Raw genomic sequence first — 13,924 nt, 5'->3', positions numbered from 1 at the left:
GTTTCACGATGAAAAAAATATGTTGTTGTTTCTCGCTTGACAATAGAATATTTTCATATCGGAGAAACAGCAATTTTGTTTTATAACTGTGCGCCTATGCGCTCATATCAAGAACAAAGGGAATGCAGTTTTCTGCGTTCTCTATTTTTATGTATTAAGGAGAATAATTATGAGCAAGTATATTTTCACTTCCGAATCCGTTACAGAAGGACATCCAGACAAGGTGGCAGACCGCATCTCAGACTCCATCCTCGACGCTTACCTTGAAAAAGATCCGACAGCAAGAGTTGCCGCTGAAACAGTCCTCAAGAACAACACTGTAATCCTCGCAGGAGAGGTAAGTTCATCTGCTGAGATAGATACGGAAAAAGTAGTCCGCAACGCAATAAACAGTATCGGTTATGACCATGAAGCACTCGGTTTTGACGGTCATACTGCTGAGATAATCAACCTGCTTGACAGACAGTCTCCCGACATCGCACAGGGCGTTGACTCGGCACTTGAAGTAAGAGAAGAAAACGGCACAGACATCGGTGCGGGAGATCAGGGAATAATCTTCGGCTACGCTGTGAATGAGACTCCGGAGCTGCTTCCGCTGCCAATATCTCTTGCCCATAAGCTGGCTTACAGACTTACGGAGGTACGCAAGAACGGTACCCTTCCCTATCTCCGTCCCGACGGAAAAACTCAGGTATCCGTTATCTATGAGGACGACAAGGCTGTCGGTATCGACACTGTGCTTATCTCCACACAGCACGATGAAGAGGTGTCACAGGAACAGCTCCGCAGCGACCTAATCGAATATGTCATCAAGCCGATAATTCCCGAAAACTGGCTCAATGACGAGGTACGCATACTTGTAAATCCCACTGGTAGATTTGTTATCGGAGGACCTGTAGGCGACAGCGGTCTCACAGGCAGAAAGATAATCGTTGATACCTATGGCGGAGCTGCTCATCACGGTGGCGGAGCTTTCAGCGGAAAGGACTCCACAAAGGTGGACAGAAGCGCTGCCTATGCAGCAAGGTGGGCTGCTAAAAACATCGTTGCCGCAGGCCTTGCAGAACGCGCAGAGATACAGCTGGCCTACGCTATCGGCGTGGCTGCTCCTGTGTCGGTCTACGTGAATACCTTCGGCACAGGTGTTATCCCCGATGAAGATATACAGGCTGCCGTTTCGGAAGTATTTGACTTCACTCCGGGCGGTATCATCAGAGAGCTGGAACTCAGAAAGCCCGTGTTCGCTCAGACTTCTGCATACGGACATTTCGGCAGGGCTGACGCTGACTTCACATGGGAGCGCACAAATAAAGCTTCCGCTTTGAAAAAAGCACTTCAGATTTCTGTAAAAACCAAATAAGTACAAAGAACGATTTCCTGAACAAGTAAAGGGCAGCCTCAACGGCTGTCCTTTATTGATGTATCGTGTTCCGCAGCATAGTCCCGAATCTGTGATCTTTTCAGCCTTACAGCATGATCTGTTGAAGCGTTTTCTCTTTATTGCAACATACCGGAAAAGTATTTACAATGCCGCTGAAAAATGCTATAATTGATGTATAATGAATTTTGGGCTTGCTTATAAAAATCAGGATTTACGGAGAATAAAAGATATGAAATTCAAGATCAAACATGAACAAAAATGGATCTTATTTACGATACTGGCCGCCGGTTTGCTTTTTTTTATATTTGTTGTCCTGTCTGTAAAATGGTTTTCCAGATGGCTTCTGATGGCGGATATAGCAATTGTGATACTAACGATGATGTTATACTTTACGGAACAGCTCATCGGTACTTCCGTGCGTGTTGGGGGAAACACGGTAACTATAAAATATATTTTCCACAAAAGAATAATTGCTGTCAGTGACATAAGTGATCTGAATATCGAAGCATACCAAAGAATTCGCAGGAGAGGTGGCGGAGCTGCATCTCAGGAAAAACGTATGCGAATGACAATATCACTTCTTAACGGAAAGGATATAATTCTTACAGATAAAGCAGAAAAATCAGGATTCGCTCTCACGGAACCCGAAAAGCTCCCTGATGGTGAGGTACCGCTTTATAAGGCATATACAGCTATAAAGTCATTTATGAAATAAGCTCCGTACACCGGGATAATAAAGCATATGAGCTGATAAAGGAGGACGAAAGCATGGATACAGATATGAACCGTATATCCAACCTGGATATATACCTGACAAGGATGCAGAGATCGATACTTGATAAGATGTTCTTCATTGACAAGGTTTTTGAACCGTTCAAGTACATCCTCGATTTCGGCTGCGCTAACGGAGAGCTTATCAAAGCCATGAAGCCGATGTTCCCAGATTATAAGTATACAGGATACGACATAAGCCGCGAAATGATCGAAGCTGCACGCAAAAATGTTCCGGATGCACAGTTCTATGACAACTGGGACAGAATTGATATACCCTTTGAGGACAGCCTTATCAACATTTCAAGTACGGTACATGAGGTCTATTCCTACTGCGACGAAAAGGATATAGATATTTTCTGGAACAGGGTTTTCGGAAGCGGCTTCAGATATGTTGCCATAAGAGACATGATGTTCTCACAGGCAGAGGATATACCGGTGAGGAAAGAACAGCTTGAAATCGTAAGGAACAGCAGCTATGCGGAATGGCTGAAGAGCTTTGAGAGTGTCCGCGGCAAGATAGAAAGTCAGCGTCAGCTCGTCCATTTTCTGCTGAAGTATAAGTATACGCAGAACTGGGACAGAGAAGTGCATGAAAACTACTTCCCCGTTTACACAGAGGAGCTGATGAAAAGGATACCCGCTTCTTACAGGCTCGTATACAAAGACGTGTTCACTCTCCCCTATACCTCATGGCAGATACGGAAGGATTTCGGGTTTGAGCTCACAGACCATACCCACATAAAGATCATAATGGAAAGGATAATCTGATAGGTGACCTGTTACTGATAAAGAGAGGTAATATCAGGATATACGATGACTTTTCTGCCTGTGCAGATGCTCAGGGCGCGCTATGAGCAGAAGATGTAAAAGAAATAAAGGATAAATGCAATGGAAAATTTCTATGAAAAGATAAATGAAGAATGCGGAGTCAGATTGCCGTTTTCAAATGAACAGGATTGGGAGATATGTGCAGGCGATCCTAATCACACTTCCGGCTATATCACCTTTTATAACAAATATTCCGACGATATGGATATATGGCAGAAATATCTTGCTGCAAATCTCATCGTTCAGGGTATCGAAGATCTAATGGAACAGAACGAAGATCAGAACGTTATTGATGCACTATGGTCAGAAACACAGAAGATACTGCTGAAGGATAATCACAGACATACGATCTTTTCATGGTCCTGTGTCGATCAGGAGCCTGAGGACAGCTGGCTGATAACTCCCAGAATGAGAGAATTGCTGTAACCGAGATCAATATCAAGGATAATAAGACTCCTACCACGATCATACAAGCGACATGACAAGACGTTATACAGTTAAATACGTGCTGCAAAAGTAAAAACAACCCGGAGGTAGCAAAATGCTCAATTACAGGCCCAAAATGTTCGATGAGGCTTCGGAAGCCAATATCTCAAAGGATATTCTCATGATACTTATCAGTTTCATAGTCGTGTTCATGCTGACAAGAACCCAAAAACTTATCCCTGTAATGATCTCAAACCACCTCCTGAAGCAGGAACTGGCAAATTCGGCTCCTGACTTACAAGAAAAAATAATGATCAGCGGTTCCGACAAGCGTGTAATGATACCTGCTCTGTTTAGCACAGTATTGACCACCATTGTTTCCATAATCTACTGCCGTTTCTTCGAGGAAAGACCTGTGCGTTCAATGGGTGCAAGAAAAAATGGCTTCCTTGCCCATTATCTCTCGGGGCTTCTTGTCGGAGGAGCGCTCATGTCGGCAATAGTCCTTATAGCAAACAGCTCGGGAGCTATCAGCTTAAAGCTCTGCGAAAATATAAACTATAAGGTAATAGTTCTTTTCTTTCTGGGCTTTGTTGTACAGGGCATGAGCGAAGAATTCCTGTTCCGCGGTTTTCTGCTCAATTCAATAGGAGGCGCAGGTTATCACACCATGCTGGCTGTAATGATAACATCCGTAGGTCACGCATTTTCACACGGACTGAATAACGGCTTCGGCTTTTTCACGTTTTTCAATCTCATAATCATTAATCTGTTCTTTACTCTGTATATGATACTGTTTGATAATATATGGGGAGTATGCGCATTACATTCTGTCTGGAACTTCACACAGGGAAATATCTTTGGCATAAGCGTCAGCGGTAACGAAGAAATGGACTCGGTAATGCGTGCGACCGCCATATCCGGCAATGACATAATCACTGGTGGGAAATTCGGGATAGAGGGCAGTATATTCACTACAGCCGCTGTTACGGTCTGCATAATCGTTATAAGTATCCTGCTGTTCATAAAATACAGAATCACACAAGCCAAATCGGCAGAACAGCCTGTATAAAAACCATAAGATAATCTGTGAATTTATCTGAAAGCTTATTATTTATACTCAAAACTGAAATGGCAGCCCGAAGGCTGCCATTTTATTATGTCAGTACGATAATTCCTTATCGAATAATTGTCCGTCTGCACAATGTCCTGTAAGATCGTCCCATACCAGCTGTTTGCCTTCCAGCCTGAACTCAGCGGATCCGTCCGTATATTCTTCAGTCTCGCTGAGCTGTGTTTCTCCTTCTTTAACATCATAATTGGTTTTAGTGCCTTTGCCTTTGCATACAAGCTTACCGTCTTCGGGTTCAAGGGGATATATCCACATTGAAAAAGAGTCGCCGTTTCCGCCCCATTTTATAAGAGCCCTGTATTCTCCTTCGCCTTTGTCGGTTATTTCTATCGTGGCTCTCCCAAGCCCCCATCTTCCTGTAAAGCTTTCCTCTTCCGCGGATTTATCATCTGCGGGTTCAGAACCGGCTTCAGCATTATCATCATTTGCAGCAGCTGCTGTTGCTTCAGCAGTTGTGCTTTCCGTCTTTTCTTCTGCGGTAGTTATTTCTGTTACGGCAGTTGTTTCTGTTACGGCTGTTGTAACTGCTGCAGTTTCCGCAGATTTAGCCGTATCGGCAATGCTTACAGAACCCTTTTCTTTGCCGCAGGACGAAAATGCACATAGTGTTAATATCAGTGCTATGATCAGTGCTTTGTTTTTCATGATAATTTCTCCTTTTTTCAAATAGTTTGTGAATAAGACATTCTATAATAAATAACGAACTAAGAAAACAGAATGTGACATAAAAAAACCCCTCAGAGTTCACAGACCTTTATGTATCTGCTCTGAGAGGATGGGCATATTATTTTTTCATGTAATTCTCAAAGGATATGATATCTTCTTTTGTTGTGGAAACGTAAGAATAGTAGGCAAGAATATTTGAAGCATCAACTGCATTTATCTGTCCGTCGCTGTCAGCATCAGCTGCAAACTGCTGTTCTTCCGTATATCCTCCGTCCTGCTTTGTTGAAACTCTGGCATAATATGCAAGAACCGAAGAAGCATCGACAGAGTTTATCAGGCCGTCATCGTTTATGTCGCCGAGCTTATATTCAGCCGCAGATACAGGCTCTGCCGTTGTTGTAGTGGTCACAGCAGTCGTAGCCGCGGTAGTTGTTTTTTTCGCGCCGTTGATCTTTATATAGCCGCTATGGATACCCTTTGTGAATACATAGGTCATCTGAAGCTTGCCTGCGTCCTTCTGTTCCGAATCAATGAATGTATCGGGCGCTGCATCGTCTGTCACATATGAAAGACCGAACGGATAAACATCGCCCTGCTCCGCATTTTCGGGGACGATAAAATCAACCGTGAATAAACAGCCGTCAATCAGCTTGGCCTCATCTGAATACGCATTGAATACCAGCTCTCCCTCTTCGACCATCGCAGAACCTGTGGTGAAGTCATTTAACGCTCTGCCTTTATTCAGAAGCTCCCCTTTTGTGTTATTCCTGACAGTCAGTCTTGTATCATAAAAAAAGTGGAACTTGATGTGGCTGACAGGCTCCGTTGCTCCCGTCAGACAAAAATATACACTCTGCACCTTGCCTCTTGCATATTCGGGATCGAGTCCGATCTTATCAAAATACAGCATTATTCCGCCTTTATAATCCTTGGGACTGATTTTCGGCTTGTTCCATTCCTTTGGCTGTACCCAGCGTGAGCCGTCATAGGCAACTTCCATATCGTCCTGTCTGTTATAGGGATTATCTGATATGCCGTCAGACTCAGCGATCGTATCCCTGTCTGCCGAAACAAATACTGAAGGCATTATCGAATTGGTTTTTATGATGCTGTCCGAAAAGAAATGATAAAACGATAATACTGCTGCGAAACTTGTTATCAGCGATATAAAGCGATTTAAGCTCCTTTTTTTCATAGTTTGCCTCCTGTCATCTGTACATGGTTTCTGCGGGATATGTCTTATTATATCACATCACCGATATATTGTAAATATACAAAAAAGAAAGCTCCTCCGCAGTGAAGGAGCTTTCATTATCGGGTACATTTCAGCAGGACAGGCTGCTTTCCGCAGTCCCGAAACCGTCATATCAGCCCGCTTTGAAGATATATTTTATAAAGTTATACATCAAAGGTATAACGGTACTGCTGTCGTGACCGCCCCTTGGTACAGAAAGATATATGTTCTCAGTGCCGTGCTGCGTGAAGAGGTCACTGTACTGCTTCGGGAAGTCATTTACCATAGTGTCGCTGGTTCCGCCTGCTATAAGCAGCAAATAGGGTGAATACGGCGGATCTATACGCATCTCATCCTTACTCATAACACCCGGATGAGTCATGAACTGATCCTTTGTCGGGAATATACCCGGTGCAGGTGCACCGCCGCCGATATATCCGACCTTATCGCAGCACTTCATGCCTATGTAGAGAGATTCTCTTCCGCCCATGGAAAAACCTGCTACCGCCGTATTTTCACGGCCTGTTTTTACCGGGTAATGGGATTCGATATAGGGCATCAGGCTGTCAGGCATATCCTCAACGAAATTATCGTAACCCGGAACATCTGCCTGACCGTTACCTGTCTGTGCTGCATGGTTCGGATCAGTGTACTGATTGGTGAAAACGATTATCATCGGAACAGCCTCGCCGCTCTTGATAAGATTGGTAGCTATCTCGCGGACTCCCATACCGTTCATCATTGAGGACTCATCGCCGCCGTATCCGTGATTTACATAGAATACAGGATACTCCTTGCTGCTGTCATATCCGGGCGGTAGCCATACATTGGCGCCTTTATTGCGGTTGGCCTTCTTCGAGAAATAGGTGATATGCTCAATTTTTCCTTCTGCATTTTTAAGGACTGAAGAAGGTACATCTGCCGTTATCTTATCGCGGATGCTTTCCATATAGCTGCCTGCGTTCACAGGACTTGTGGTAGTTGTCTGAACGGGAGGCGCTGTTGTGACAGTTGTTGTGACCACGGGCTTCGGGAATTCCGTTACCTGTCCGAGAAGGAACTTTGTTAAAAGGACCAGATCGTTTACCGCAAAGCTTCCGTCACCGTCAATATCGGCAATATTCATGTTTATACCTGCATCAGAGCCTGACATATGACTGAGCAGAGCCCTTCTTGCTCCGATAAGATCAAAGGATGTAAGGTAACCGTCGGAGTCAAAGTCTCCCGGGACAGGCTTTTCTGCATCTGATACGATGACTTCGTCGATGAGTAGATCCCCTGTGCCTGCTTCTGTTTCAACATAAAGGATATATCCCGAGCCTTCGGGGAGTTTATATTCTGTATTTGCAAGTATTATATAATCACCTGAAGATATGCCATCGGCAATGTGATCGTAAATATTCTTTCCCAAGGCATCTGTATACTGAAGCGAGAGCATCATTTTTCCGGTTCCCAAAACAGCTGCGCTGAAGCTGTACTCCACGCCTGCTTTGAATACATCGGCATCAAGAGCTTTCATGGCGCCATGCCATGAGCTTTTTCTGTCGGAAACAGTCAGTGCCTTTGAACCTGCATAGGCTGTATCAGCTGTGGTGACCGAAGCGCCGCCTCTTCCTTCCCAGCCGTCCGAACCGTTTTCAAATGTATCGTGAAAGAAGCAGCTTTCCGTGCCTGCGGACTTTGTGTCAAGCTGTGAGAATGACGCATTCGGCAGGGCTAAAGCTGCCAAAAATGCCAGTGTTCCTGCGAGAAAGCTCCTGATCTTGCCCATAATCATTCCTCCTTGGCCGAAAAAATGTCAGAAAAAAATATTCCATTATATATATCATATATCATAAAGCCCAATAGTTCAACTCTTTTTTTAACGGTTTGGTGGATAAAAGGCGGATTTTTCATTGAAACATCCGCTGTCACTGTCAGAAAAACGATAAATAAAAAAGTCAGCCCCGTAAGGAGCTGACTTATTCTGCAAATAAGTATTAAAAACGCCGGATACCTGACATCAGACTATCCCGATTACTTATTTCAGCTCAGGATAGGTCTCAAATGTCCTATCACGGATAACTGTCATGGTATCATCCCAGCTGCGTCCTTTTTCAATATATGATTCTTGTATCTCACTTATGATATTGGTTTTAATTGTATCATCATAATGTGTATACTTCTTCATATCGATATTTCTTCCGCTCTGGTCGAAAACGTCATAATAATTCTGTGCATTCAGTATTTCCTGCATCTCTGTGTCATGATAAAAGTTTTCCTTTGCAAGCTGCGCATTGACAGACATATTGTTAGGCATATGATTATCCTTATTTCTCTGTCTGGCGTACTGCATCATGCATCCGGAATTAAAACCGAAAGAAAGAACAAAGCTTTTTACATCATCGCCGTTATCGGTAGACGGGTTGATGAGAATTTCATTGCCCCCCCAGTAATAAGACTGCGGTCCTAAACATATGCTCCATTTTCCGGTCTGATTCTTAGCAGCATCACAAATGAAGCTACCTGAATAAATTGCCCATGAAGGCACAAAATAGCCCATACAATTGCCTTCCTGGCCGCTTTGTACCCATTCATCAGTCCACTGATTGTTCTTTGCAACACCGCCGTTTTCCCAGAGTTCTTTAGCCATATCGGCAAAGGCTCTGACATCGTCACTCATATCCAGCTTATTGTTGCTCGTGACAAAATCAAATCTTCCGCAGGAATATGCTTCCCACATACCTCCGATGGAATCGGCAAAAGCAATTTTTCCTCCTGTTTTTTCTGCAATAGTTTTAGCCGAGCTCGAGAACTTATCCCAATCTCCAATAGTTGCCTGCATTTCCTCGGGATTTTTAACTCCGAGATACTTTTCCGCAATGTCCGAACGGTATACAAAAGCTCCGGGAGCAATACAATAAGGAACGGCTTTGTATACACCCTTGCTGTTTTGAGCAAGCTTCTTGGTATACGGATACCATTCGCCCATATCTTTTTCGGTTATGCCCAGAGATGAAAGAGGAGCAGAAAGTGCATCATTATCCATATACTTTAAAGCCCAGTACGGTTCGGCTAAGTATATATCTATATCCTCACCCTGATTGAACATCTCATCATAGCTGTCTGAAGCCCTTCCGCCTGAGGTGCCTAAGTTGATAAAGTTAATTTTGGCACCTGATGCCGTTGTTATTCCCTCTCCGGATTCGGAATACAGACTATCAATCACTTCTTCGGCATCAAGGCCTTTCCAGTTTGCGATCATACTCGGTATTTCGTCATGGTTCCATGATACAAGGGTAAATGTGTCGCCGCCTGTTCTGAGGCTGACATCTTTTTCAGGTGAATCTGAAGTTTCAGGTTCGGTCTTATCGGAATCCTTTGCCATGAACTGTTCTAACGTCATGGGAGTCCCCTCGGCAGTTGAAACATAAGAGTAATAGCTAAGTATCATTGAAGCATCAACAGCGTCAATATAGCCGTCAGAATTGATATCGCCAAATTTTGTATCGGCTTTGACGTTATTGCTTAACGTAGAAACTGCAGTTAAAGAAAGCGCTCCGATTAGCCCCAGAGCAGAAATGCCTGCGATATTACGTTTGATTTTCATGATTTAATCCTCCTGATATTGTCATTTCCATATATTTATATATTTTTATTATATCACACCCGAGCTTGTAATACAAGTATTTTCAGGAACTTTTGGTGTCAGAAAAATCGTCTGACAGATCATAACAAAAGTCAGCCCATTTTCAGGGCTGACTTTATATATATGTGTATCGCAGGAGAAGCGGAATAAAACAAAATGAGCATACATAAAAATGATTTATGAACTCAACAATGAATCAGCGTCTCGAAAGATTATTCAATTCATATGACGGAATACATAACACATACTCCGCATTCACCGTGCGAATTACAGAATATGAATATGTTATCAGGTAGTGATTCGGTATAAAACCACCTATAAACGGTATCAGAGAAAAAAGGCTGCTTTTCTTCTTAACTCCGTTTTTTGAATACAATGATGGAGATCCGCTATGAATCCAATGACGAATTTTAGCCTTGCCATCTGATTCTGTCCATGGACTCATGAGCGAGTATGGTATTCTTACTGTTCCAATGACATCAACAATATATAAAGCTTCACTGTCAGCGTAACTGAGGTATATTCCGTTTGTAAAGGGATATTCCTTTTTCAGCTGGAAATCCTCCTGAATATTCTTTGGAAATAAAAGTTCTATTTCATTATTATCATCGGGAATATTCATCTCCTCCAATGCCATAGTACAGAGTTCATCCGAACGCCGCTTTACAGACGGTCTGCTGATCCATATCGCAGCTAATGCCCAAATCAGCGGGAAACCAAATATTGTAAGTAGTCCGAATACCAGTATCAAGCTTGAATTCCATCCTGCAAGATCTCCGCCGATCCAAAAAACTGCCATGAAAATGACAAAAGCAAGAGCGATCCACTTTGTATTCTTTATTATCTTATCTATCTTCATATTATGACTTTTGATATGTTCCAAAAGCTCCGGATTCGGACGGCACACAATTAATTCATCAGAGTCAAATATATTTTTCAGCATAACGAGGCTGCCTCCTATAAACCTGTGACTAAATATAACTTTATAATTATATCACACCCCCGTACCCAAAGTCAACGAGAAAATTTACACATATATGGATCATGGTATATAAAAAAACAATTGGCTACAACCGAAACAAGCCTGTATTCATGCAGAAGAAAAGGAGTTTTTGCAATAAAGTGCCATAATTCTGCAAATATCCCCGATGATTCCCCATTTCTGAAAAAACATATCCAAATACGTACATTGCCTGCCGATCTTTAGAATATATCAATTTTACACAATGTAGCAACAATCGACTTGATTTATGGTAAGAATTATACTATTATTTTATTGCAGTTAACCACTGACATCTTAAAAAAGGAGTATTTCTCATGAGCAGGCAAAGAAAGAAATTCATCTCTGCTGCCATCGCAGCAGCAATATGCACAGCTTCGGTATCCGTTCCTTCCAGCAATGCAGGCATAGTTATCGACCATGACAGCAACGGAATAGATAAAGGCTATTACTATGAATATTCCAACTGTGACGAAAAAAGCAAACCCGTTCTGGACATAGAGGGAAACGGCTGCTTTGACTGCAAATGGGACAACGAAAAGGACTTCTCAGCAGTCAGAGGAGTAAAGTTTTCTTCGCCTGTCGAGTATTCGAAGCTCGGGGATATGATGATAAGATACTGGAGAAGAATTGAAGTCGAAAAGATGTACAACGGCGACGGTTATTTAAAATTCGGAATAAGACTTCATAATAAAAACGGTAATACCATTACTATCCTTGAAACAGATGAGAACTCCTCACCTTCGGCTTCCATCAGGAATAATGAAAGCTACAAAAAAGTCGGAACACTTGCGTCATTCGAGATTATGAACGACTATACTGTCTTCGGTATCGATGACAGTGATAAAAAAGATGTGAACTACACTATCTATTCCTATGAAGACAATAACGGCACATCGTTCATTTGCCGCAGAGATACTCCTGTCCCAACAAACAATTACACTGATAACAGCAGAAAAATAAGCATATCCGATAAGCTTGGAGCTGTTGCGGAAACAGGCTTTGACATCGGAGAGATCACAGATATCACATGGTTTGTGGAGGCAAGCTCCTCAAAGGGCGAGGCAAATATACATAACAACGGACTTATGATAGAGAATATGCCCGAGCTTTTGCCCGACCAGTGTGATGACGAGCAGGCTCCCCTGCGTATCAGCAGCTTTGACAGCGGAGTCAGAAACGGTTACTATTATTACATGAATTGCTATGACAATTCTGATATGGAAGTTGTCTCTCCGTCATTATTCAAGAGCGAATGGGACAATTCAGCCAATACTTATGAGGTCTCCTCGGTGTTTGAACGCGGAAAGACATTTGACAGCGGTCAGTCGTACAAAGTAGCTGCCGATTCAGGTATCGACTATTCCCTGGACTTCGACGCACAGGGAAAATTCAGCGTATGTACATATGCTGATATGGCAGGCCCGGAAACAGAAGAGGCAAGATTCAATTCAGAGTTGTACATAGTCGATGCTTGCAGCAAAGAGTGGGCTGTTCCCCAAAGCGGCATCAAAGCCGGAAGAATAACCGCTGACGGCTGTGATTATGATGTTTTTTACTGTCTGAGCGGTGCACAGGGCAGCTTCAAGACCATATTCACTTTCGTTTATTATTTCGTAAATGTAAATGCAATAAAGAACAGCGAAAAGGGAACGATATCCGTTAAACATGAACTTGCACCGTTCGTGGACTATATACACGATCAGGGAGCAGTTCTCGGAAGCCCCGGAAAGCTTACAGCACAGTTCAACTGCGGTATCTCAAAGGGAAAAGCCGAACTGACACGAAATGTTGTAACTCTTTCTGATTTTATTGCGGAAGATGATGAGTTCAAGGAAGCTTATGAGAACTACGATCCTATGAATGAGCCGTACTCAAGCGCACTTAATAAAAATGATCTTTACGGTAAAACCGTCGGAAGCAACTCAACGATGTACAAGTATGCTGTAGATAAAACCAAATGTGACTGGATCAGCAGATATGATCTGAATTTATCCCCCTTCAAGTTCAAGCAGTTCTCCTTCTCACGCTACTTTTTACAGGATGGCCCCAACTCATTGGGATACGACGGCGATGGCAGCATAATCGTCGATTACAGCATAGATATGGGCGAACTTTCCGCAAAGGACGATGAGTCACGGTGGATAATCGGCTCTTCTATCGAATGCAATAACAGAAACTTTTTCAATGGTTCTGTACCCGAAGGCGAATTCAATGGCACAACTATCGTTGTAGCGGATAAATGGGAAGGTGATCCTCTTTTCTTCTTCGGCAATCCTTACGGTTATATCGCTGATAAGGAAGAACCAGACATGATACTGAAAAATATTAGTCCTCCACTGCCCTACCATGATTTTGAAAAGCTGGGTACCATTGAATCCGGCGGCGCGGAATATGATGTTGCAGCGGCATTTCCTTATAACAGCTGCGATTACGCATACATAATCGTGACGCGCAAACACGCCTTGAATGATATAAAAGACGAAGATGTTTTCGACGGATACAAGCGATATGCAAATACCGTCAACGCATCGGACATCGTCAATAAGATCAGGGCTCTCGGTTATGACGCAGGTATGATATCAGAGGCAAGCGCTTCGGTTATCGCCTACCATAATGAAGGCTCGGCTCTTGTCAATTCCTATGACGTAAAGATCGTCCCGAATGAAAAAAACGCTTATACGGCTGATGATGTCAGAAAACTATCGGATTTCCTGCTGGGCAAAAAGACTGATATCCCGCAAGGAACGGATTACGATCTGAACGGTGACGGCGTATGGGACTCATTTGACCTTATCGCCCTGAAACGAAACCTTTCTCAGAATGATTGACAAAACTGCAAGCTTATACAGACA

General features: G+C 43.0%; 11 protein-coding genes. 6 read left to right on the top strand and 5 right to left on the bottom strand.

Going from position 1 to position 13,924, the window contains the following annotated elements; translation table 11 throughout:
• Positions 1-169: 169 nt before the first annotated feature.
• From metK to RF007C_RS14885, 5 genes are all read left to right on the top strand, one after another.
• A complete protein-coding gene (gene metK / locus RF007C_RS14905) occupies positions 170-1,360 on the top strand; it encodes a methionine adenosyltransferase (RefSeq protein WP_037301233.1) in 1,191 nt (396 codons plus the stop codon).
• Positions 1,361-1,610: 250 nt separating this feature from the next.
• Complete coding sequence (locus RF007C_RS14900) at positions 1,611-2,096, top strand: hypothetical protein (RefSeq protein WP_037301230.1); 486 nt, start codon at positions 1,611-1,613, stop codon at positions 2,094-2,096.
• A 53-nt stretch (positions 2,097-2,149) separates the two neighbouring features.
• The gene (locus RF007C_RS16730; protein ID WP_051456708.1) at positions 2,150-2,923 is read left to right on the top strand and encodes a class I SAM-dependent methyltransferase; all 774 of its coding nucleotides are present in this window, start codon (positions 2,150-2,152) and stop codon (positions 2,921-2,923) included.
• A 120-nt stretch (positions 2,924-3,043) separates the two neighbouring features.
• Positions 3,044-3,409, top strand: a complete 366-nt coding sequence (locus RF007C_RS14890; protein ID WP_037301227.1) for a hypothetical protein — start codon at positions 3,044-3,046, stop codon at positions 3,407-3,409.
• Between the two features lie 115 nt (positions 3,410-3,524).
• Entirely contained in the window at positions 3,525-4,481 is a 957-nt protein-coding gene (locus tag RF007C_RS14885; protein ID WP_037301224.1) for a CPBP family intramembrane glutamic endopeptidase, read from the top strand.
• A gap of 90 nt (positions 4,482-4,571) precedes the next feature.
• On the opposite strand, the gene RF007C_RS14880 is transcribed toward RF007C_RS14885, so the two are convergent.
• The 5 genes from RF007C_RS14880 to RF007C_RS14860 all read right to left on the bottom strand — a co-directional run bounded on the left by RF007C_RS14880 (position 4,572) and on the right by RF007C_RS14860 (position 11,012).
• Positions 4,572-5,186, bottom strand: a complete 615-nt coding sequence (locus tag RF007C_RS14880) for a hypothetical protein (RefSeq protein ID WP_037301221.1) — start codon at positions 5,184-5,186, stop codon at positions 4,572-4,574.
• A gap of 139 nt (positions 5,187-5,325) precedes the next feature.
• The gene (locus RF007C_RS14875; protein ID WP_037301218.1) at positions 5,326-6,402 is read right to left on the bottom strand and encodes a dockerin type I domain-containing protein; all 1,077 of its coding nucleotides are present in this window, start codon (positions 6,400-6,402) and stop codon (positions 5,326-5,328) included.
• A gap of 172 nt (positions 6,403-6,574) precedes the next feature.
• On the bottom strand, positions 6,575-8,212 hold the full coding sequence (locus RF007C_RS16725) for an alpha/beta hydrolase-fold protein (protein WP_051456707.1): 1,638 nt from the start codon (positions 8,210-8,212) through the stop codon (positions 6,575-6,577).
• A gap of 249 nt (positions 8,213-8,461) precedes the next feature.
• Positions 8,462-10,030 (bottom strand): hypothetical protein, encoded by a 1,569-nt coding sequence (locus RF007C_RS14865; RefSeq protein ID WP_051456706.1) that lies wholly within the window; start codon positions 10,028-10,030, stop codon positions 8,462-8,464.
• Positions 10,031-10,265: 235 nt separating this feature from the next.
• Positions 10,266-11,012, bottom strand: a complete 747-nt coding sequence (locus RF007C_RS14860) for a hypothetical protein (protein WP_037301214.1) — start codon at positions 11,010-11,012, stop codon at positions 10,266-10,268.
• 374 nt (positions 11,013-11,386) lie between these two features.
• On the opposite strand from RF007C_RS14860, the gene RF007C_RS14855 reads away from it, so the two are divergent.
• Positions 11,387-13,900: a glycoside hydrolase family 11 protein gene (locus RF007C_RS14855; protein ID WP_037301211.1), complete on the top strand. Its 2,514-nt coding sequence runs from the start codon at positions 11,387-11,389 to the stop codon at positions 13,898-13,900.
• The last annotated feature ends 24 nt before the right edge of the window (positions 13,901-13,924 follow it).

Source organism: Ruminococcus flavefaciens 007c, from assembly GCF_000571935.1.
In the GTDB taxonomy this organism is placed as follows: domain Bacteria; phylum Bacillota; class Clostridia; order Oscillospirales; family Ruminococcaceae; genus Ruminococcus; species Ruminococcus flavefaciens_F.
This window is presented reverse-complemented; position numbering and strand designations above follow the sequence as displayed.